This window comes from Pseudomonas sp. 14P_5.3_Bac1, assembly GCF_025466135.1.
Classification (GTDB): Bacteria; Pseudomonadota; Gammaproteobacteria; order Pseudomonadales; family Pseudomonadaceae; genus Aquipseudomonas.
This window is the reverse complement of sequence record NZ_JANLOF010000042.1, coordinates 1-22,125: the sequence shown is the minus strand read 5'-3', so window position 1 is coordinate 22,125 and position 22,125 is coordinate 1. Positions and strand designations below refer to the sequence as shown.

The window sequence follows — 22,125 nt, the reverse complement described above, 5'->3', positions numbered from 1 at the left end:
CACCGTCACCCTGACGGCAGATCCATCGGTCGTTGAAGGCGGCACCATCACCTACACCGCCACGCTGACCAACCCAGCGCAAACCGCGGTCACCGTGACGCTGAGCAACGGCCAGACGATCAACATCGAAGCAGGCAAGTCTTCAGGCACGGTCGTCTTCCAAACGCCGCCGAACGACGTTTACAACAACGCGTCGACTGTCAGCACGACGATCACCAAGGCAACCGGCGGTAATTTTGAGAACCTGGCGGCGAATCCGGCCGCTGCCGTGACGAGCATCACCGACTCGATCGACACCACCACCGTGACCCTGAGCGCGCCAAGCGAAGTCAACGAAGGCGGCACCATCACCTACACCGCCACCTTGAGCAACAAGGCTGGCAGCGACATGGTGATCACCCTGGATAACGGCTCGACGATCAAGATTGCCAAGGATTCTCTGGTCGGCCAGGTGACCGTCAATGCGCCAGGCGATGACGTGTTCATCGACAAGAGCACCCAGACCGTCAAGATCGCCGGCACGACCGGCGGCAATTTCGAAAACCTCAGCGTGACGCCAGGCGGCGCCACTACCGTGGTCAACGACACCATTGATACGGTGAAAATCCTCCTGACCGCCACCGGCAGCGTCGGCGAGAAAGGCAACATCGTCTACACCGCCACCCTGGTCGACAAAGACGGTCATGCCGTCAATAACGTCGGCAAAACTGTGGTGGTCGAGCTGGATAACGGCAAGACCATCAGCATTGCCGACGGCCAGAGTTCCAGCACGGCCACCGTTGTCGCGCCTAACGATGTGTACGCCGGCAACCAGACGGTGACTGCGGCCATCAAGGGCGTCACCGGTGGTGAGCAGTTCGAGAACCTGGTGCCGATCAAGGATCCGGTGAGCACCACCGTATACGACACACCGGGCACCACCGACCTGACGACCGTAACCCTGACCGCGCCGAGTGCGGTCAACGAAGGCGGCACCATCACCTACACCGCCACCTTGAGCAACAAGGCCGGCAGCGACATGGTGGTCACCCTGGATAACGGCGCCACGATCAAGATTGCCAAGGATTCCCTGGTCGGCCAGGTGACCGTCAATGCGCCAAGCGATGACGTGTTCATCGACAAAAGCACCCAGACCGTGAAGATCACCGGCACTACCGGCGGTAATTTCGAGGGCGTGACCATCACCCCAGGCGGCGCGACCACCGTCGTCAACGACACCATCGATGACGTGACCGTGTCGCTCAAAGCCAACGGCTCGGTCAGCGAAGGCGGCCAGATCACCTACACCGCGTCCCTGGTCGACAAGAACGGCAATGCCGTAACCAACGTCGGTTCCGACCTGGTGGTGAAGTTGGATAACGGCTCGACCATTACCATCGGCAACGGCCAGTCCAGCAACACCGCGACCGCCACTGCGCCTAACGATGCGTACGTCGGCGCCAACGACGTGACCGCCAAGATCACCGGCGTGGTCAGCGGCGGCGACAAGTACGAGCATTTGATCGTCGACGGCAGCACCGTGACCACCAAGGTGACGGATGTGATCAACAACACCACCATCAGCATTACCGGCGACGCGTCGGTGACTGAAGGCGGCACGGCGAACTACACCCTGACCCTGAGCAACCCGGCGCAAACCGATGTGACCGTGACGCTCAAGTACAGCGGCACCGCCACCGACGGCTCGGACTTCACTGGGGTGTACACCGTGAAGATCCCGGCCGGCGCCAGCAGCGTGCCGTTCACCATCGGCACGATCGACGACAAGATCACCGAGCCGACAGAAACGATCGTCATCACCATCGACAAAACCACCGGCGGCAACTTCGAAAACCTGGTGGTCGGCAATGGCAGCGTCAGCACCAACATCATCGACAACGACGCGCCGCCGGTCATCGACCTGGATGCCAACAACTCCAGCGGCGCCACCGGTGCCGACTACAAGACCTCGTTCACCGAAGGCGGCACGGGCGTATCGATTGCTGACACCGACATCAAGATTACCGATCCGGACAGCACCCAACTGACCGGCGCCACCGTGGTCTTGACCAACACTCAGCAGGGCGATTCGCTGAACTACGCAGGCGTTACCGGCATCACTGTGACCCCGACCACAGACCCTGCCACCGGCAAGATCACGCTGACCCTGACCGGTACGGCGTCGCTGGCTGACTACATGCAGCAGATCAAGAACATCACGTTCACCAACAACAGCCACGACCCGAGCACCACGCCACGGACCATTACCGTGACCGTGACCGATGGCGGCAATTACTCCAACGTCGCTACCGCCACGGTCAATGTCGTGGCGGTCAACGATGCGCCAGTGGCAACCGGCAGCGCCGTAACCGGTACCGAAGACACGCCGCTGGCCCTGACCTGGGCCAACTTCGGCGTGACCGATGTGGACTCGCCACAAGCCAGCCTTGGCGTGAAAATCACCGACCTGCCGGTGGCCGGCAAGCTGCAATACCTGGCGGCCGACGGCTCCACCTGGACCAACGTGACCGCCGGCCAGACCTTCACCAAGGCGCAGATCGACGGCGGCCAGTTGCGCTTTATGCCCAACGCCAACGAGTCCGGCACCGACGGTTATGGCGGCACCGGCATTGGCAACAAGCAGGCCGATTACGCGCAGTTCAAGTTCCAGCCTACCGACGGCAAGGACCTGGGCACCAGCGCCACGGTGAAAGTCGATATCACGCCGGTCGCCGACGCACCGACCCTGAATGTGGCTGACAACAACGTCAATTCGGTGGGCTTGCTCAAGCAAAGCTGGAACAGCATCTCCGGTATCGGCACCAACGGTAACGGCGCGGCCCCGGCCGACCTGAAAAACGCCATTGATAACGCCGGCACGCCGAACAGCAGCGCGATTGTGACCAACGTCGAATCCACCGCCAACGTGGCGGCAGGTGCGGGCTCGAAGATCTCCGGCCTGATGTACATGGAAGCCGGCAAGTCCTATACCTTCAGCGGCACCGGCGATGACAGCCTGGTGATCAACGTCGGCGGCAAAGACGTGGCCAGCGCGCAATGGGGCACCAACAGTGGCAAGTTCAGCGGCTCGATTACCCCGACCGTCAGCGGCTACTACAGCATCGAGATTTACCACGCCAACCAGTCCGGCCCGGGCAGCTATGACGTCAACCTGTCGATCAACGGCGCAGCGGCCACAGACCTGAGCACCAGCGGCGCAGCGCTGTACACCGGCATCACTGACCTGACCAACGCCGGCGTGACCGTGTCCGACCTGCATGGCAGCAACGGTGACGGTTACTACGTGGGCTACAAGCTCAACGAAGGCCAGGAAAACGGCACTGTGAAGCTGTCCAAGGTCACCACCGCGTTGACCGATACCGACGGCTCGGAAACCCTGAGCGTGAAGATCAGCGGCGTACCGGCAGGCTCCGTGCTCACCGACGCGTCCGGGCACACCTTCACCGCGACCAAAACCGTGGGCGACGTCAACGTCACCGGCTGGGACCTGAGCACCCTGACCATCAAGCCGCCGACCTACTACAGCGGCCAGTTCAACCTGACCGTCACCTCGACGTCCACCGAAAGCCTCGGCGGTTCGGCCATCACCACCGCACAATTGCCGGTGACGGTGTACCCGGCCACGTACAGCTCGATCACGGGCACCTCGGGCAGTGACGCGATTACCGGCACCGATGGCAACGACATCGTCGTGGCCGATATCGGCGGCCTGAACGTGGTGCAGGGCAAGAACTACAACATCGCGTTCATGGTGGACAGTTCCGGCAGCATGAGCACCGCGTCGGTCAACGCCGCGAAGGCTTCGTTGACCTCGGTGTTCAACTCGCTCAAAGACAGCCTGGGCGCCAACACGTCGGGGACTGTGAATATCTTCCTGGCGGATTTCGATACCCAGGTGAACAAGTCGGTCGCCATCAACCTCAACGATCCAAACGCCCTGACGTTGCTCAAGGCAGTGCTGGACTCGATGGTGTCGGGCGGCGGTACCAACTATGAAGACGTGTTCAAGACCACGGCCAACTTCTTCCAGAGCGGCCTGGCGACTGGCAACACCGGCGCGACCAACCTGACCTACTTCATCACCGACGGCCAGCCGACGTACTTCCAGAACGGCGAGCAGACCAACCCGGTGGTCACCGACTTCTACAACAGCGGCGTCACCGATGGTCGCTTGGACGACTACATCAGCACCAACAACTATGTGCTGGGTAACACGTTCAGCATCAACGTCAACGGCACTAACCTGCAGTTGATCGACAGCCGCGGCCAATTGCACCAATGGGTACAGGTCCGCAGTGGCGGCTGGTACGACAATGGCGTGATCGGCACCGTGCACGCCCAGGGTGACGGCACGTTTGAAGTCTCCTACCTCGACGGCAGTGGCAGCAGCACCAGCACAGCGACCACAAACAACTCCAGCAGCGGCTTTGCACTGCTCAAAGGCTTGTCGGCGGTAGAAGCCATCGGTATCAACGGCGACGTCAGCCTCAATGACCTCCGGCCGTACGACAGCGATGGCAAGCCGCAAAGCAACATCGATCCGAAGGACCTGGCCAACGCCATCCTCGGCCACACCGAGGCAACGCTGCCGGGCAACGACACGATCAGCGGTGGTGACGGCAACGACATCATCTTCGGCGACCTGGTGAGCTTCAGCGGTATTACCGGTGAGGGTTACAACGCACTGCAGGCCTTTGTTGCACAGAAGACCGGCGTGGCGGTCACGGCGGTGACCACCTCGAACGTGCACCAGTACGTGACCGAGCACTATGCCGACTTTGACGTGTCCGGCGCCAAAGACGGCAACGACACACTGTTGGGCGGCGCGGGTGATGACATCCTGTTCGGCCAGGGCGGCAATGACTACCTGGACGGCGGCAAAGGCAATGACATCCTGCTGGGCGGCACCGGTGACGACACCTTGATCGGTGGCCAGGGCAACGACATCCTGATCGGTGGTTCGGGTGCCGACACCTTCGTGTGGAAAGCGGGTGACCTGGGCAACGATGTGATCAAGGACTTTAAAGCCTCGGAAGGTGACCGGATCGATCTCAAGGATCTGTTGAAGGGTGAGACAGACAGCACCATCGACAACTACCTCAAGATCACCACGGTAGACGGCGTGTCGACCCTGCAAATCAGCAGTGAAGGCAAGCTCAACGCGGCTGGCGGCGTGGCCAATGCCGATGTGACGATCAAGCTGGAAGGCAACGATTGGTCTCACACCAGCATCAACTCGCTGATCAGTGGTGCCGACCCGACCATCAAGATCGATCACACCGCCTAAGACGCGATGAACCGGCCGCCCACTCGGGCGGCCGATTTATTTGCCTGATGCGTTACTGGCCCTCTCGGGCGGTTGCATCGCATACTCGCGCTCATAAACACGCCATTGACCTATGCTGGTGAACGCGTGTGGCTCATTTTCGAGGGTTTCTTATGTTTTACGTGCAACGTGATGCACAGGGTGCACTGAGTCGCGTGGAGGCCGCCGCCTTTGCCGAATCAACTGAGACCCTGCCGGCCGATCACCATGAGATCCAGGCCTGGTACGCCAACGAAGTGGTGGAAACCAGCCTGGCGCAGCTCAAGCAAAGTGACCTGGAGATGATTCGGGTACTGGACGACTTGATTCAGGTGCTGACGCGCAAGGGCGTGATCAGCGTGACGGACCTGCCGCCGGCAGCGCAGGCCAAGCTGATGGACCGTACCCACGCGCGAGAAGCGTTGGGCGGGTTGAGCCACCTGATCAATGATGAAGAGACTGGTTTGATCTGATTTAGTTAGGCAAACCGAAGCTAAATCGGGGCAGGCTTTTGTGGGAGCTGGCTTGCCTGCGACGCAGGCACCTCGGTGTATCAGGCGGACCGAAGTGATGCTATCGCAGGCAAGCCAACTCCCACACAAGCGAGTGCCCCGTTAGGTTTGGATTATTTCCAGGGCGCCGGTTCACCGAATAGCTGCCCCTGCACACCAAATATCCCCATCTCGCGAATCACCTTCAGCTCCCCTTCGGTTTCCACGCGCTCGGCAATCAACGGCAAATCAATGCTGTGGGCCGCACGCTGGATCGCCTCGATAAACAGGCGTTTATCGCTTTCCTGATCGATGGCGCGGATGTAGCTGCCGTCGATTTTCAGGTACGCCAGGCCCAGCCGTGCAAGATTGCCGATCATGCTGAAACGCCCACCAAAGCGCTGCAGGCTCAGAGAGAAGCCCAGCTCGCGCAGGCGCTGGGTCAACTGCTCCAGCAGCGCCTGCTCCGGCAATTGTTCTTCACCGATTTCCAGGGTCAGGCGCGGGCCCAGGTTGCTGTGCTGGCGCAGCAGCTCAAAAATCCGATTCAGCGCCTGAGCATCCTGCAAGGTCGCGGCAGACAGGTTCAGCGCCAGGCTATGGCTGTGGCCGGCCATTTGCTTGAGTACCTGCTCGAGCATCAAGCGGTCCAGGCGCGCCGTCCAGCCGAAGCGCTCAAGCCACGGCAGGAAACGCCCGGCAGGTATCGTGTGGCCGTCTTCATCCTGCAAGCGCGACAGCACTTTGTAGTGCAAGACCAGCTGCGGGTCCTGGCTGGCGACGACCGGTTGGAAGTACAGCTGGAAACGCTGCTGGGTCAGGGCCTGGTCGAGCAGCGTGTGCCACGCATGGTGATCGTCGCCGACGCTGGCGGCGGCGCTATGGTCCAGGCACACCCAGCTGGTGTCGCCCTGCCCTTCGGCCTGGGCCAGGGCTTGGTCAGCCAGGGTCAACAACGCTTGAGGCGAGTCACCATGGTTGAACGGTGCCAGGCCGATATAGGCAACCGGCGTGACATCACTGGCGCCAGTGGCCTGCAGGCTGAGCAACGTGGTCTCAAGGTTCTGCGCCAGTTGCAGCGCTTCTTCGCGCACCAGCCCCGGCGCCAGCACCGCAAACTCACCGCCACGGATACGGGTGACGAGGTTGTGGGTTTCCGGGTACGGCTCGCACTCGCGCAGCAGCTGTTCGCCGACCGCTTGCAGCAATTGGTCGGTACGCTGGCCCCCGAGGCGCTGGTTGAGACCGGCCAGGTCCTTGACCCGCAGCAGCAGCAGATAGCCGGAGCTGGTCTCTTCCGGGTTACTCACGCGGGCGTTGAGCTGCATTTCGAAATAACGCCGGTTGGCGAGGCCGGTGAGGTTGTCTTGATAGGACTCGATGCGCAGCTTTTCGCTGCGCTCGGCCTGCTCCTGGAACAGCGCCTTGAGCTTTTCCACCATCTGGTTCATGGCCTGCACTACGCGGCGCAGTTCCGGCGTGCGCGGCAGGTCGGGCAAGCTGAGAAACTCGCGACGGGCAATGGCGTGGGACTGCTTGACCATGTAGTCCAATGGCTTCAACTGCCGACGCAGCAACAACGCGCCAAGCACCGCACTGACCGCGCCGCACAGCAACAGCCAGCCGAGGCTGCCCAGGGCGCTTTGCCAGAGTTTGGCCAGGGCGAACATCGGGTGACTGACCACCTCCACGCGCGCCGCCTGCTCCCAGCCGCGATTGACCAGCGCATCGCCACCCGCCGGCTCCAGGCCGATCAATTTCACGAACCAGTTGGGCACACCGTTGTTGTCGGGAATGCCGCTGCGCTCGACGATGGTTTTATCCGTGGCCAGGTCCACCACGCGGATGCTCGCGTAATAGCCGCTGTCGAAGATCGAGCTGACCAGCAGTTCGACCATGGCCGGGTCGTCGATATTGGGCGTCAGCGACAACGCCAGTGCGGTCGCCGCATCCTGCGCGTGGGAGCGAAGCTGGTTGACGTATTGGGTGCGCGAGCTTTCCAGGCTGACCATGAAGCTGCCACTGAAGGCGACCACCAGGAACAGACAGATTGCGATCAATAGTTGTTTGAACAGAGACATCCGATCAGTTACTCCTAGTTGGCAGGCTCGGCCGGGAAGCCTTCGGCACGCATTTTTCTCAACACATCCTGCCAGCGCGACAAGCGTTTGGTATCACCGACTTTCGTGTTGCCCTTGGCGCCGGGCAGGTACAAACCCTCGGCGTTGAAGGAATACACGGGAATCAGGTCGGTACGGCGGGTGGCCGGCAGGATCTCGTCCATCAGGCTATCGAGCACCAGCGGGATGGCGTTCGGGGTCGAATAATACGTCAGCACCATGTGCGCGCGATTCTGCCGCAAGGCCTTGACGTAGGTAATGCGCAATTTGTCGCTGGAAACGCCCAGGTGACGCAGGCTGAAATACTTGGCGATTGCATAGTCTTCACAATCTCCGGCACCTTTCCACAGGGCTTCGATGGGCGTCTCCCAATAATCGACCACGTGCCACAGGTCGATGTCTTCCACGTACGTCATTTGCTTGTTGAAGAACAGATTGACGACCTTGAGCTGCTCCTGCTCGTCGACCTGCTTTTGGGTCGCGAGCAACCGCTGCCAGGCGTCAATCCGCTGCTGGCCCTCACCCAGCGGCCCGTACAAGGCGGTGGCTTTGCGGCTGATCTGAGAGAAATCCCAATCGGCATGCAGCCCGCCGAGCATCAAGCCAGCCAACAGAATCGCTGAAAATAGCCAGCTAAGGATTCGAGAGGGAATAAAACTTACCGCCAAGGCGTTCAGTCCGTGAAGAGAGACGGAATTTCAAAGGATGGTGAAGCCTCAACCGACAAAAAACAATGGCACAGTGCAATCATTCATACGGGGGCGAAGTTCATGACCCGCCGCTGTGGGATGCACAAAGTACAGCTTGTAAGCCCTTACAAACGGAAACTTTGGCTGTTTGACAAGCGTGTGGGCCATCTTTAGTGTGCATTGGATCCAATTAAACACACTCCATTCAACAATAAGGAGGATAGCGTAACCGTGACGCAGAAGCCGAACCCGTTAAGCAGCATCAAAATCAGCGGGCCTATTCCCGCCCACCTTGCCCGCGCCGTTATTGAAGAAACCCTGCGCAATGCCATTCTCGACGGTCGACTGCCCTGTGGTACCGCGATGCGCCAGCAAGAGCTCGCCAGCCTGTTCGGTGTCAGCCGCATGCCCGTGCGCGAAGCTTTGCGCCAGCTGGAAGCCCAGTCTTTGCTGCATGTGGTGACGCACAAGGGCGCCGTGGTTGCGCCGTTGATCGAAGACAATTCAGCTGAAACCTATGCCCTGCGCATGCTGCTGGAATCCGAAGCGCTGCGCCTGTCGATCCCGTTGCTTACCGACGCCGACATTGCCGAAGCCGACGCCTTGATCAAAGCGCTGGAGCAGGAGAAAGATTACGCCGAGATCGGCCGTCTCAATCGTCTGTTTCACATGGCGCTTTATAGCAAGGCACCCAACCAGCGTTTGCTCAAGTTGGTTGAACACGGCTTGAATGAGGAAGAACGCTTTCTGCGCTTCAACCTCGAAGCGATGGGGCTGGGCGAGACGTCCCAGGAAGATCACCGTGCACTGCTGAGCCTGGTGGCCCAGAAGAAAACCGACGAAAGCATCCTGACGTTGCGCAACCACCTGATGCGCGGCATGGAGGTCATCTCCACCTACCTCAACGGTCTTGAAGCCGCCGCAACACTCGACATGCAGTAAGTTTGACCACGCGTTTTGTAGATCCTTATACGATGAAGGCCCCTTTCTGTGCGGAAGGGCCCCACGGTATACATCGCCTATTTATTGATGCCCGGCTAACTTAAAGAAACGTCCCACTTCCATTCAAGCAAGTTACTTACAACAAACTGTATTTCGAAAAAATATCTAATACTTTCACCATCTCGCCCAAACGTTTAATCAGCTTACTATCGCTGCCTCATACAACAAACACTTCATTTTGCTGCGCAGTCTAGTCGCGTTCTTACTGCGCGCGGGGTCTGGCTATGCGCCACGCCTGCACGCCCGGTTATAAATCCCAACACTGTTTTCAGAGCAGTCGCAATAACTTATAGGCATCAACCATGCATCAACACTTACTTGAACAAAAGAAACTGCAACTGTGCAGCCATCCGTTATTTAAAGAAATAACTTCATTGACCAAGTTACAGCGTTTTATGCAACACCATGTATTTGCCGTTTGGGACTTCATGAGCCTGACCAAACGCTTGCAGCAGGACCTGAGCTGCACGCAATTACCCTGGCTGCCGCCCCTCGACCCGCAAGCGGCACGCCTCATCAACGAAATCGTGCTCGGCGAAGAGTCAGATGCACATCCCGCACAGGGCCATTGCAGCCACTTCGACCTGTACCTGCAAGCGATGGCCGAAGTAGGCGCTGACACCCGCGTCGTCCGGCGCTTCATTGAGCTGCAGCGTCAAGGGACCGAAGCCAGCGCAGCCTTGCATCAGGTCGATGCGCCGCCAGGCGTAGCCCGCTTTGTCGAAAGCACGTTGCAGATCGCCTTGAACGCGCCCACCCACGGCGTAGCGTCCGCCTTCCTGCATGGACGCGAGAGTGTCATTCCCTCCGTGTTCGCGTGCATTCTGCGCGGCGATGTATTCAAGGGCCGCCAGGCGCCGACCTTCTGCTACTACTTGAACCGTCACATCGAACTGGACACGCAAGGACATGGGCCCGCCGCAGAGCTGCTACTTCAGCGCCTGATCGGTACAGACCCGACTCGCCAACGCCAGGCCGATGAAATCGCTCTGGGCGCCGTGCACAGCCGCCTCCGCTTCTGGGACGACGTGCGCGCCTCGCTGCAAGAGAGGCAGCCATGAACGCCGCCGACTATCGCTCCTTCGCCGATGACTGGGAACGCCGTGCGACCCTGCGTACACGTCCGCGGCGCATGCTGGAAAACGACGACAGGCTGATCTATCCCGCGAGCCGCCAGCCCCTGGTGCTGAGCGCGACTTTCCTTGAGCATTGCTCGCAGTGGCGCGACTTCGTGCTGGTGCAAAGCTTCTACAAATTCCTCAATGACGTGGTGATCTTCGAAACCGAGATCGTCGACAAGACCGCTCGCAGCATTGCCAAGAATCGCTTCTCGCTGACCTTCCCCCTCGCCTGTCGCTACGACGCAATGACCGTCGTGGTCGATGAGGATTACCACGCGCTGGTCGCGCTGGATTTCCTGCAACAGACCGTGGCCATGACGAGCCTGCAACCGCTCGACTTGCCTGGCCAAATCGAACTGAGCCATGCCTTGCCCGCAGCCCAGGCGCTGGCACCGCCGCACCTGCGTGATGCCGTGGAATTGATTGGCGTGGCTATCGCCGAGAACACCATCACCCATGACGTCGCGGCGTTTGCCAAAGATGACAGCGTCAAACCGTCCATACGCGGCTTGATGGCCGACCACCTGTTTGATGAAGGCCGCCATGCACAGTTCTGGACCCACCTGGTGCGTATCTACTGGCAGTCGGCAAACCCGGCCGACCGCGACAGCATCGCGGCTACCTTGCCGGTGTTCTTGACGCATTACCTGACCAACGATCTGCAGAAAGCTTTCGATCTGCAGTTGATCGAACACCTGGACGTCGGTGCCGACGTTCGCCGTGCGCTTGAGGACGAAGTCGCAGCGCTGCACTTTCCCATCACCCGCCAGCACCCGCTGCTCGGCAATATCATGGGTTTTCTGCACCACAGCGGTGTGCTGCACACCCCGAGCGTCGCCCTGGCCCTGAGCGCCTATTTACCCGAATCGGGGAGGCAGCCATGAGGCGCTTGAACATGGGATGGAGCGGCACCAGCAAAGCCCTGGAAGCGATCAGGCAAACGCTGGAGCAGTACGGACACGTCACCGCGACGGAGTCCCTCGACGTCATGATTGAAGATGGCAGCCAACCGCTGCGCGTGCCTGCCGATAGAACCCAGCGGATCAGCCTGCGACTGGGCATTGGCCCGGTGTCTGAACACGGGCTTCCTGCGGTGCAATTGCGCTGCTATGACCAGACCCGTCGCGTGCTGGCGATACGCGATATTACCGAGGAGCCCAGCGGCAACGGCGAGCGATTGCGCCGACAAGCGACGAATGCTCTGGTGGAATGGGTAGCCTCACTGGTCAGCCAATTCTCGCGAGACCCGGCGTTTTTTTCGGCAACAACCGTCGCTAATGCCTGGCCTGAGCAAGGCCTGCAAGGGCTGGATGAGTTGGCGTTCCTGCATCGATTCAACCGTACCGCGCAGCCGGCACTGCTACAGGCTGCCCAGGTGCCAATGATCGAACGGTTACAGGCCAGTCTTCATTCCTTTGCTGAACGACCGGCACTGAACATCGCGGGCAGCGTGCTGACCTACCGTCAATTACTGGATCGCGCCGTGTCGATCCAGCAAGGCCTGCGGCCCCTGCTGGAACAGGCGCAGACGCCAGCGGTGATCGGCGTGTGCCTGGAAAAATCCGTCGATCTGTATGCCAGCATTCTGGCGGTGCTGGGTTGCGGCGCGGTGTACCTGCCACTGGCACCGGATCATCCGCCGCAACGCCAGCGCGCCATGCTGCAAAGCAGCAACGCCAAGGTGTTGGTGGTAGAGGGTCAGCACCCTTTGCGCGACGATTTCGTTACCCTGAATGTCAGCACTGTCGACCCGACCTGTGCCGACATCACACGCCCGCTGATGCAGCATCGTCCCAGCAGCGAGGCGCCCTGCGTGGCGCTTTTCACCTCAGGCACCACCGGCCAACCGAAAGGCGCACTGCTCAGCCAACGCAACCTTGCGCATTTCACCGCCTGGTTTGGCGCCTGTATGTCGTTGGACGAGCACAGCCGCGTGCTGCAGTTTTCGCCGCTCAGTTTTGACTCATCGCTGATCGACATCTTCCCTGCCCTGATAGCCGGCGCCGAGTTGATCGTCCCGAGCGAGCGCCAACGGCACGATCCTCAGCAACTGGTCGAGCTGATTCGCCAACAGGGCATCAGCCACGCGTTTCTGCCGCCGGCGCTGCTGAGCATTCTGCCGCTGGATCAGCCCTTGGGTTTGACTCACTTGATGACGGGCGGCGATGCCTGCGAGCCGCATGTAATCGAATGCCTGGCGAGCCAATGCCACCTGCACAATTTCTACGGCCCTACCGAAACGACGGTGCTGGTCACCCACCGAACGTTCCAGCCCGGTGACAGCACACGCAATCTTGGCCGCCCCATTGCCAACAGCCAGGTGCTGATCCTCGACGACGACCTGCACCCGGTGGATGAACAGGTGATGGGCGATCTGTATATCGTCGGCCCTGGCCTGGGCCTCGGGTATGTGAGCGCGCCGCAAGGGGCCGACAGCCCGTTTGTTGAGCTGACACTGCCGGGCGGCCGATCAGTGAGGGCATACCGCAGTGGCGACCGGGCGAAATGGACGGCGGACGGTATCGAACTGGGCGGCCGGCGGGATGATCAGGTGAAGATCCGCGGCTTTCGGGTCGAGCCCCAGGAGATTGAGCAGTGCCTGCGCAGCAGTCGGCTGTTTCGCCAAGTGGCGGTGCTGATTGATCCTGACCGCAGGATCCTCAGCTTTGCCGCCCAACCCGAACCAGGCGCCACCATGGGGGGCCTCAAGCACCATGCGCGGCAATGGCTGCCGACCTACATGCAGCCCGAGGTGTGGACAGAATTACCCACTCTGCCGCGCACTCACCACGGCAAGATCGACCGCCAGGCATTGCTGGCGATACCGAAACACGCCACCGCGCGCAACGACTGCAATGCTGCACGAACGCCACTACAGATGCGGCTCGTGGCGCTGTGGAGCGAGTTGTTGGCGGTGCCGGATGGCGACATTTCCATCGACGATGGTTTCTTCAACCTGGGCGGTCATTCCATTCTGCTGTCTACCCTGCTGCTGCGTCTGCGCAAAGCGTTTGGCCGTAGCCTTTCACTGAGCAGTTTCTTTGAAGCGCCGACAATTCGTACGCTCTGCGTGCTGATGGAAGACGGCGCACTGCCGCATGCACTGTCAGGCCAGGTGGAAAAGGATGCGTCGCAAGCGCTGAATATAGAAACGCTGCATGAGGACCGCGCTGGCGATCCGCGCAAGGTGATTGTCACGGGCGCCAACAGTTTTGTCGGCGTGCATCTCGTCGAAGCCTTGTTGGCCAGCGGTGTGCAGGAGGTGGCATGCCTGGTGCGTGAACAGCCGGGGCAGTCGGCGATGACGCGGTTCACCCAGGCATTGCGCGAGTACCGGCTGGAACATCTGGATTTGAGTCGGGTGCAGGTATATGCCGCCGATATGGGCTTGCCGCGGCTGGGCCTGGCCAGCGATGTGTATGAGCACCTCGCCCGTAACCACGGGGTCTTGGTGCACAACGCGGCGCGGGTCAATCATGTGATGGATTACGCCTCACTGGCCCAGGACAACGTCGAACCGATACGTGAGTGCCTGCGCCTGTGTGAAACCCACTGCAAGAAAGTCTTCAATTTCATCTCGACCCTGTCGGCCTGCAGCAGTGTCGACGCCCAGGGACACATCCTCGAAGCGCCGGCTGCAACCACGTTGCCGCTCTACCTCAAGAATGGCTACAACCTCTCCAAGTGGGTCGCCGAACGCTTGCTGGGCCGTGCAGCCGAGCAAGGCGCATGGGTGAACATCTATCGCCCGGGAAACATCGCTTTCAATAGCCGCAACGGCGTCTGCAAGCCGCAAAACAACCGCCTGATGATGATGCTCAAGGGTTCGTTGCAATTGGGCCTGGCGCCGCGCCTGCAGGTGAACTTCGACCTGATGCCGGTGGACTTCTTTGCCCGTTTTGTTGCGTTTCACTGCGGCCGCTTTGTTGCAAGACGAAACGTATTCAACCTGCACAACCCACAGCCTTTGAGCTGGGATCACTACCTTGATGCATTCAGTCAGGCAGGCCACTGCTTCGAGCGAGTGAGCGTTGCGCAGTGGCAGACAGAGCTGCGAACGGTAGGCCCTGATAACGCGCTGTTTGGCGTGCTGGGCTTCTACCTGGATAACCTCGCAGAAGACATCAGCGACATCACGATGATTTGCCACGAGAACGCACGCCAGGGTGTGGAGGCGATGGGCGAGCAGTACCCGTACAAGGACCCGGCGCTGTTGCGCAGGGGCTGCGACCACCTCAAGGCCATCGGCTTTCTCTGACCGTTCAGGACATTTCTATGAATCTGCTGCAACCCGATACATTAATTCGCAACCCGAACGGCACACCGGTGGTGGCGTCTATTGAAGTCGCGTGCGAGGCCGCTGATCTGTGGCGAGTGGTGGGCAATTTTGCAGGCTTTGATGCCTTCGTTCCGACTCTCTCGCACATCGAAATGACGGGCACAGGCATAGGCGCCTTGCGCACGAAATATTTCCACGATGGCCATTGCGTCGTAGAGCAGCTCAACAGCCGCGACGACGACGCCATGTACATGACCTGGACCACACTCTACAACACCTTGGGTGTCGCCCGGCTGTGGGCTGCCATGCAGGTGGAAGCGCTCGGCGCAGGATGTTCGCGGGCAACCTGGACGCTCATGGGTGAGCCGGTCGATACCACCCAGGCGGCGTTTGAACAGTTTGTGCAGACCTTCGCCGACACTGCCTTGGAGAATGTACGCCAGATGTTCAGCTGATCAGCAGGAGCGAGACGCCTCGCTCCTGCAGGGCCCGGTCAGATTTTGAAGCTGTCGACCAGTTGCTTCAGGCGGCTCGCTTGCTGAGACAGCGCATCGCAGTCCTTGAGCGTTTCGTTGAGGTTGGCCACACCCTGCTGATTCAACAGGTTGATCTGGTTGATGTCGACATTGAGGGTCTCAACCACAGCGGTCTGCTCCTCGGTAGCCGCCGCGACCGACTGGTTCATGCCATCGATCTCGACGATTCGCTGCGTCACGCTGACCAGGCGCTCGCCGGCCTGGTTGGCCACTTCAACGCTCTCCTCGCTGGAGGTCTGGCTGGCGTTCATGGTGGTCACCGCCTCACGCGAGCCCACTTGCAGCGACGTGATCATCTTGTGGATCTCTTCGGCGGACTCCTGGGTACGGTGAGCGAGGTTACGCACTTCGTCGGCAACCACGGCAAAACCACGCCCGGCTTCCCCGGCACGCGCGGCCTCGATTGCGGCATTGAGCGCCAACAAGTTGGTTTGCTGGGAGATGCCTTTGATCACATCAAGGATGTGGCCAATGTTGTCGGTGCTGGCGTTCAGGGTTTCAATCTGAGTGCAGGACAGGCTGATCTTCTGCGACAGCTCCGACATTGCCAGGATGGTTTTCTCCACCACCTTGCGCCCGTCGTCTGCTTGTTCACTGGCACCACTGGCATGCTGCGAAGCATCAGCTGCGTTACGCGCGATTTCCTGGGTAGCGGCGCCCAGCTCGTTGATCGCCGCGGCCACACTGTTGGTGCGTGCGCTTTGCTCGTCCGAGCCGATGATCGAGGCGTTCGACGACGCCATCACGCGCTGGGACAGGTCATGCACCTGACGCGTTGCCGAAGACACTTCGGAAATAGAGGCGTGGATACGCTCGACGAACTGGTTGAAGGCGCTGCCTACCTCGCCAAACTCGTCCTTGCTGGTTACGTCCAGGCGGCGAGTCAAATCGCCCTCACCCTGGGCAATGTCCTGCATGGCCACACCCATGGTGGTCAGCGGGCGCAGCAGTACTTGGATCAACAGGCTCAACAGCACGGCAATGGCGACGACCGCGATCAACATGGCGATCAACGCCGAAGTACGGAATTTGCCAAGTGGTGCGTAGGCTTTGTCTTTATCGATCGACAGACCGATGTACCAATCCGCACCGGGCAAACCGCTGATCGGCGTGAACGAAAGAATGCGGTCCTGACCATTGAGAACCACGTCCTGGCTGACCTTTTCGATCCGCAGGTTGGTACCTGGGTAGATGTCCTTGAGGTTTTTCATCACTTGGTCCTGGTCAGGACTGACGATGACCTGGCCATCGGCGCTGACCAGGAACGCATGGCCGATCCCGCCGAAGTCTACCGAGTTGATGATCTTCACCAGGGTTTGCAGGCTCAGGTCGCCGCCGACCACACCCAACAGCTCACCGTTCTTTTTGACGGGCAGAGCAATGGTTACGATCTGCCCGCCGACTGCGGCCATGTAAGGCGGAGTCAGCATAGGTTTATCGGCAGCCACCGCCTGCTTGTACCAAGGGCGCTGACGCGGGTCGTAATCGTCAGGCATCTTCGCGTCAGGACGCTGGGTGAACACCCCGTTGGTTTGCCCGACGTAGGTGAACTGGAAGTTCGAGGTGAACGCCGGCTGATCAACCAAACCAGGAAGATCGGCCTGACTGCCCTGATGGGCAACGTTTTGCGTCAGGCTTTCGAGTACCAGAATGCGGCCACTGAGCCAGTTCTGCACACTGCTGGCCGTGAGTTCGCCTGATTGCTGGATAGACGAGTCCAGGTTTTGCTTGATGGTGCTGCGCTGCAGGTAGTCGTTGTAAAGCGTGAATAACGCGAACGCGAGAACCACGACGCCTGATGCGGCCAGCAGAATTTTATGACTGAACTTAAGATTCATTTCATCGACTTCTTTTGCCAAATGGGGATGAGCGTGCCGAGTGGAACATTCCATGTAACGGGATAGGCGGACTCTGCGACCGCTCTATTTCGGTGCACGCATGGCTCGTCAGGCTTTCGGCCAGGCCAGGATAAATCTTAGAAATTTGTGAGAAGCATCCTCATTTTGAGTAGGAAACAGACCGGCGGTAGATCTGCAGGCCCCGGCGTTGCAAAATTTTTCAGCCTCCCAGACAATGAGACTAATTATCATTTGTGACGTCTGGTCGGGCCTGTGTGAATGCCATCTACCGAGTACATCCCTTGTGAACCTGTTGTGCAGACGCTTTACAGCACCCATCACAGCTGGCTCAACCGGTGGCTGCGCAGTCGCCTGGGCAATGCGGCGGATGCAGCGGACCTGGCTCAGGACACGTTCGTGCGCTTGCTGCAAAAAACCGAACGCCTTGAACTCAAAGCTCCTCGCGCCTTTCTGCGAAGCATCGCCAGCGGCCTGGTGATTGATCATTGGCGGCGCGAAGAAATCCAGCGCGCCTACCTTGAGTCTATTGCCCATCTGCCTGAAGCGTTGGCACCCAGCGCAGAAGCGCGGATGTTGGTGCTGGAACTGCTGGAGGAAATCGCCCGTCTTCTGGACGGATTGAAACCGAAAGTACGTCAGGCGTTTCTGCTGGCTCAGTGTGATGGGTTGGCGCACAAGCAGATCGCGCTGCAGATGGGGGTGTCGTTGCGAACAGTGGAACGGTATATCGCGCAGGCGCTGTATCACTGCTACGTAGTGCGTTATGAAACGTGACCCCGATGGATAATGCCGCGCGCCCGGGGCCAGATCCTCAGGTGGTCAAGCAGGCCATCACTTGGGCACTGCGCCTGCGTAATAACCGGGCCAATGTGCGCTTGCATGCACAATGTGAGCGCTGGCGCGAAGCGCATGACGACCATGAATTGGCCTGGCAGCGGGTACAAGCACTGCAGCAGGAATTGAGCAGCCAAATGGCCGCGATTCCCGGTGCGCGCGTGGCCTTGGAAAATGCTTCGCAAGGCGTGGGCCGGCGGCAGGCACTGAAGATGTTGTCTGGCGTCATGTTGGTGGGCTCGGCAGCCTGGTTAAGCCGCGACCTGACCGGCTGGCAGCGCTGGACGTCCGACCTTGCGACCGCCACAGGGGAACGGCGCAGCGTGCAATTGCCGGATGGCGCTCGCGTGCAACTCAACACCGACAGCGCCGTGGACCTGGACTTCAACGCACAGCAGCGTCTGATCACGCTGGTTCGCGGGGAAATCCTGGTGACGTGCGGCGCGCCTTCTTCAGCGCCACTGCTGGTGCAAACTCGGCATGGCTTGCTCGAAGGTATCGACGGGCGCTTTGCCGTGCGCCAAGACAGCGATTGCACACGCTTGAGTGTGGTCAGTGGCAACGTGGCCATTCACTCACCACACTCGGCAGACGGACTGTCGACTCAAGTCCATGCAGGAGAGAACTACCTGGTACATCGCACGCATGCCACGCTGGCGCCGCCGCTGGATATGGACATGGGCGCCTGGGTCGATGGGCTGATCGTGACACGGAACATGCGCCTGGCTGCATTCCTGTCGGAGGTAGGGCGCTATCGCCATGGTTATCTGGGTTGTTCGGCAGAAGCCAGCGACTTGCGGTTGTCGGGGGTTTTCCGCCTGAAGGACACGGATAAATTGTTGGCGGTCGTTGCACAGACGCTGTCTGTTGAAGTGCGCTATCGCACGCGTTGGTGGGTAAGCCTGGAACGTTCAGCCTGATTTTTTATGTTTTATATAAAGTTTTTTTGGCGGTTTTTTTCCGTGAGACCGGCTTAGACAGTAAGCCTTTCAATCAGCCCTCACCGGCCTCCACGGATCTTGATCATGACAGCGCGTTATCCCGGCAACTCATCGTGCTCCTCCTACCCCCTTTTGGCTAAATCCATCCGTGCGGCATTGCTGTCGACCGCGCTGGGCATGGGCGCGGTTCCGATCGCCGGCATGGCTGGGCAAGCAAACATCGAGCAGGTTAACCAGCGCTACGACCTGCCTGCCGGCGCCCTGGGCGAGGTGCTCAATCAATTCGCCCGTCAGGCAGGCATTACCCTCTCCAGCACGCCTGGGCAAACCCAAGGCCGGCAATCAGCCGGGCTGCACGGCGAGTATTCAGCCGGGCAGGGGTTGAATCATCTACTCAGCGGCTCTGGCTTGCAGGCCGTATCGCAAGATGGTGTCAGCTTTGTGCTGGAGACCCAGACGCAGAGCAGCACCGTGACGCTGCCCACCACGGATATCAAAGGCTTCGCCCTGGGTAATGCCTTAGGCAGCATGGAAGGCTATAACGCGACGCATAGCCAAATCGCAACCAAGACCAGCGCTGCGCTGCTGGAGACGTCGCAAACCGTCTCTGTGGTGACGCGCGAGCAGATGGACGACCAAGGCTCACAGACCGTCGCACAAGCCATGCGTTACACGCCTGGTGTACTGACCAACCCCTATGGCGCGACCCATCGTTATGACTACGTGGCAATGCGCGGTTTTAACGATGGTTCTGTGGACAACATCTACCTTGATGGCTTGAAGTCCATGGGGGATAGCGGCACCTATAGCACCATGCAGGTTGATCCGTATTTTCTCGAGCGCGTGGACATTCTGAAGGGGCCTTCCTCTGTCCTCTATGGACGCAGCTCGCCCGGCGGCCTGGTCGCGCTGACCAGCAAGAAGCCATTGCTTGAGCCCTACCATCAGGTTCAAGCAACGGCAGGCAGTCACGGCCAGCAGGGCATGGGTTTTGACTTCAGTGGCCCCGTGGATGACGACAAGCGCATTGCCTATCGGCTTACCGGTTTAGCGGACAAGGCCGATACGCAGTTCGACCACGCCAAAGAAAAGCGCTTTGCCTTGGCGCCGACACTCAGCATCGACTTTACCGAAGACACCTCGCTGACACTCCAGGCGTACCTGCAGCACGATCCTGATGGCGGCTATCACGGCGGTATGCCGGCAGACGGCGCATTGCATCAGCGTAATGGCCAGCGCATCTCCAGCCACTTCTTTGAAGGTGAACCTGGAGTTGATGGCTACAAACGTGATCAGCAGTCGTTCGGCTATCAGTTCGAGCATCGGTTCAACGACGTGTTTACTGCGCGCCAGAACCTCCGCTATCTCGACTCCAAGGTGCAATTGGATCAGGTGTACGCCTATGGCTGGACCACACCGACCAGTAACGAGTTGAATCGCTATTACTCGGGAGGTGATGAGAAGCTGCATGCGTTCATCATCGACAACATGCTGCAGGCAGAATTTTTTACCGGGGCCACCCAGCACACGGTGCTGATGGGAGCTGATTATCAGCGACGTAAAACGGTAGTGGACTGGACGAGCGGGTCACTGCAGCCAATCAACGCATTCAACCCGGTCTATGGCAACACTGCTATCAGCAATGCCAGCCTGACCAGCTATCTGCGTCGCCTTGAGCAAACTGGCGTTTATCTACAAGACCTGATCGAGATGGATAAATGGCGGTTCTCTCTAGGGCTGCGTCAGGACTGGGTAGAGACCTCTGACGAGAACCGTATTGCTGAAGCGGGTCGACCGCTGGGCACAGAGATTTCTGACAAGCGTACCAAGCTGACTGGGCGAGCCGGCGCGCTGTATTTGTTTGATAACGGCTTGGCACCCTATGTCAGCTATTCAGAGTCGTTCAACCCGAACTCCTATTCAGACAGCGCCGGTAACCCGCTGGCACCCACCAATGGAACACAGTGGGAAGCGGGCTTGAAGTATCAGCCGCCGGGGACGGATGACTTGTTTACAGCTTCCTGGTTTCGCATCGACCAAGAAAACCTGGCGACGAAGCTTCCACAAGAAAACTTCTATCGCGCAGTAGGTGCGGTTCGCTCGCAGGGCCTGGAGTTGGAAGCACATATGCAACTGACCGATAACCTGAAAATTTTGGGCAGCTATACCTTTACTGACATTAAATACTCAAAATCGATGGTCAGTACATTGAGCTCAGCCGACAACTTGATCGAGAACAAAGGCAACGCCCCCACGCAGGCACCTCGCCATATGGCATCGGTGTGGGCGGACTACATGTTTGATAGCGGCGCCTTTGACGGCTTGCGACTTGGCGGCGGGGTTCGGTACGTCGGCTACAGCTGGGCAGACGCGGAGAACACAATGAAGGTACCGCCCTACACCTTGTTTGACGCATCCTTAGGGTATGACTTGGGCAGGGTTGGGTTCAAAGGCGTAGATGTACGGTTGAACGCGAACAACCTGACCAATGAGACCTATGTAGCGTCCTGTGCCAGCCTGAACTTCTGCTATTTGGGCGAAGAGCGTAACGTCAGTGCGACGGTAAGCTATCAATTCTGATCTGTTAGCGTTTCTGACAAGCCAGTGTCCGCTTTCAGGCACTGGCTTTTTTGTGGGCCGGGTTCAGGGTGATCTGATGTGGTCGACCCGGGAGGACTTACCTGCCTTCTCTCAGTCGGCGGCAGTCCTCCAAAACGACAAAACCCCTGTCTGCGTTAGCAGACAGGGGTTTCGGAATTTAATCTTGACGATGACCTACTCTCACATGAGGAAACCCCACACTACCATCGGCGATGCATCGTTTCACTGCTGAGTTCGGGATGGGATCAGGTGGTTCCAATGCTCTATGGTCGTCAAGAAATTCTGTGTACCAGCGCGTTGCGCTTGCAACGTGCCGGTGAAATTCATGGACTTCTACATAAACAAAA

12 protein-coding genes, 1 rRNA gene and 1 pseudogene are annotated in these 22,125 nt (G+C 59.4%); 10 read left to right on the top strand and 4 right to left on the bottom strand.

Features of this window, described 5'->3' with window-relative positions; genetic code table 11:
• Both NTD89_RS10430 and NTD89_RS10425 read left to right on the top strand, forming a co-directional pair.
• Positions 1-5,287, top strand: a pseudogene (locus tag NTD89_RS10430) (LapA family giant adhesin); the annotation flags it as partial.
• Between the two features lie 152 nt (positions 5,288-5,439).
• Positions 5,440-5,778, top strand: coding sequence for a hypothetical protein (locus NTD89_RS10425; RefSeq protein WP_016968775.1), 339 nt, complete (start codon positions 5,440-5,442; stop codon positions 5,776-5,778).
• A gap of 152 nt (positions 5,779-5,930) precedes the next feature.
• On the opposite strand, the gene lapD is transcribed toward NTD89_RS10425, so the two are convergent.
• Positions 5,931-7,877, bottom strand: coding sequence for a cyclic di-GMP receptor LapD (lapD, locus tag NTD89_RS10420; protein WP_262207455.1), 1,947 nt, complete (start codon positions 7,875-7,877; stop codon positions 5,931-5,933).
• Between the two features lie 14 nt (positions 7,878-7,891).
• Positions 7,892-8,584, bottom strand: a complete 693-nt coding sequence (lapG, locus tag NTD89_RS10415; RefSeq protein WP_106580708.1) for a cysteine protease LapG — start codon at positions 8,582-8,584, stop codon at positions 7,892-7,894.
• Positions 8,585-8,836: 252 nt separating this feature from the next.
• Here lapG and NTD89_RS10410 point away from each other — a divergent pair, with 252 nt between their 5' ends.
• From NTD89_RS10410 to NTD89_RS10390, 5 genes are all read left to right on the top strand, one after another.
• Positions 8,837-9,547, top strand: coding sequence for a GntR family transcriptional regulator (locus tag NTD89_RS10410; protein WP_262207454.1), 711 nt, complete (start codon positions 8,837-8,839; stop codon positions 9,545-9,547).
• A gap of 362 nt (positions 9,548-9,909) precedes the next feature.
• Positions 9,910-10,668, top strand: coding sequence for a DUF3050 domain-containing protein (locus NTD89_RS10405; protein WP_262207452.1), 759 nt, complete (start codon positions 9,910-9,912; stop codon positions 10,666-10,668).
• A complete protein-coding gene (locus tag NTD89_RS10400; RefSeq protein WP_262207450.1) occupies positions 10,665-11,612 on the top strand; it encodes a diiron oxygenase in 948 nt (315 codons plus the stop codon). The genes NTD89_RS10405 and NTD89_RS10400 overlap by 4 nt, the downstream gene beginning before the upstream one ends.
• Entirely contained in the window at positions 11,609-14,986 is a 3,378-nt protein-coding gene (locus NTD89_RS10395) for an amino acid adenylation domain-containing protein (RefSeq protein ID WP_262207449.1), read from the top strand. The genes NTD89_RS10400 and NTD89_RS10395 overlap by 4 nt, the downstream gene beginning before the upstream one ends.
• Before the next feature lie 17 nt (positions 14,987-15,003).
• Complete coding sequence (locus NTD89_RS10390) at positions 15,004-15,462, top strand: SRPBCC family protein (protein ID WP_262207448.1); 459 nt, start codon at positions 15,004-15,006, stop codon at positions 15,460-15,462.
• Between the two features lie 38 nt (positions 15,463-15,500).
• On the opposite strand, the gene NTD89_RS10385 is transcribed toward NTD89_RS10390, so the two are convergent.
• Complete coding sequence (locus tag NTD89_RS10385; protein WP_262207447.1) at positions 15,501-17,381, bottom strand: methyl-accepting chemotaxis protein; 1,881 nt, start codon at positions 17,379-17,381, stop codon at positions 15,501-15,503.
• Positions 17,382-17,660: 279 nt separating this feature from the next.
• On the opposite strand from NTD89_RS10385, the gene NTD89_RS10380 reads away from it, so the two are divergent.
• The 3 genes from NTD89_RS10380 to NTD89_RS10370 all read left to right on the top strand — a co-directional run bounded on the left by NTD89_RS10380 (position 17,661) and on the right by NTD89_RS10370 (position 21,757).
• Positions 17,661-18,176 carry a sigma-70 family RNA polymerase sigma factor gene (locus NTD89_RS10380; RefSeq protein ID WP_262207445.1) on the top strand — a complete coding sequence of 172 codons (516 nt, stop codon included), beginning with the start codon at positions 17,661-17,663 and terminating at the stop codon, positions 18,174-18,176.
• Positions 18,177-18,181: 5 nt separating this feature from the next.
• Positions 18,182-19,156, top strand: coding sequence for a FecR domain-containing protein (locus tag NTD89_RS10375; protein WP_262207443.1), 975 nt, complete (start codon positions 18,182-18,184; stop codon positions 19,154-19,156).
• 105 nt (positions 19,157-19,261) lie between these two features.
• Positions 19,262-21,757 (top strand): TonB-dependent siderophore receptor, encoded by a 2,496-nt coding sequence (locus NTD89_RS10370; RefSeq protein WP_262207441.1) that lies wholly within the window; start codon positions 19,262-19,264, stop codon positions 21,755-21,757.
• Positions 21,758-21,939: 182 nt separating this feature from the next.
• Here NTD89_RS10370 and rrf read toward each other — a convergent pair.
• Positions 21,940-22,055 (bottom strand): 5S ribosomal RNA (rrf, locus tag NTD89_RS10365).
• Positions 22,056-22,125: the final 70 nt, after the last annotated feature.

Coding starts and splice junctions, on each gene's coding strand:
- NTD89_RS10405 (WP_262207452.1), top strand. CDS start 9,910: ATGCATCAACACTTACTTGAACAAAAGAAACTGCAACTGTGCAGCCAT.
- lapD (WP_262207455.1), bottom strand. CDS start 7,877: ATGTCTCTGTTCAAACAACTATTGATCGCAATCTGTCTGTTCCTGGTG.
- NTD89_RS10375 (WP_262207443.1), top strand. CDS start 18,182: ATGGATAATGCCGCGCGCCCGGGGCCAGATCCTCAGGTGGTCAAGCAG.
- NTD89_RS10385 (WP_262207447.1), bottom strand. CDS start 17,381: ATGAATCTTAAGTTCAGTCATAAAATTCTGCTGGCCGCATCAGGCGTC.
- NTD89_RS10390 (WP_262207448.1), top strand. CDS start 15,004: ATGAATCTGCTGCAACCCGATACATTAATTCGCAACCCGAACGGCACA.
- NTD89_RS10370 (WP_262207441.1), top strand. CDS start 19,262: ATGACAGCGCGTTATCCCGGCAACTCATCGTGCTCCTCCTACCCCCTT.
- NTD89_RS10395 (WP_262207449.1), top strand. CDS start 11,609: ATGAGGCGCTTGAACATGGGATGGAGCGGCACCAGCAAAGCCCTGGAA.
- NTD89_RS10425 (WP_016968775.1), top strand. CDS start 5,440: ATGTTTTACGTGCAACGTGATGCACAGGGTGCACTGAGTCGCGTGGAG.
- NTD89_RS10380 (WP_262207445.1), top strand. CDS start 17,661: ATGCCATCTACCGAGTACATCCCTTGTGAACCTGTTGTGCAGACGCTT.
- NTD89_RS10400 (WP_262207450.1), top strand. CDS start 10,665: ATGAACGCCGCCGACTATCGCTCCTTCGCCGATGACTGGGAACGCCGT.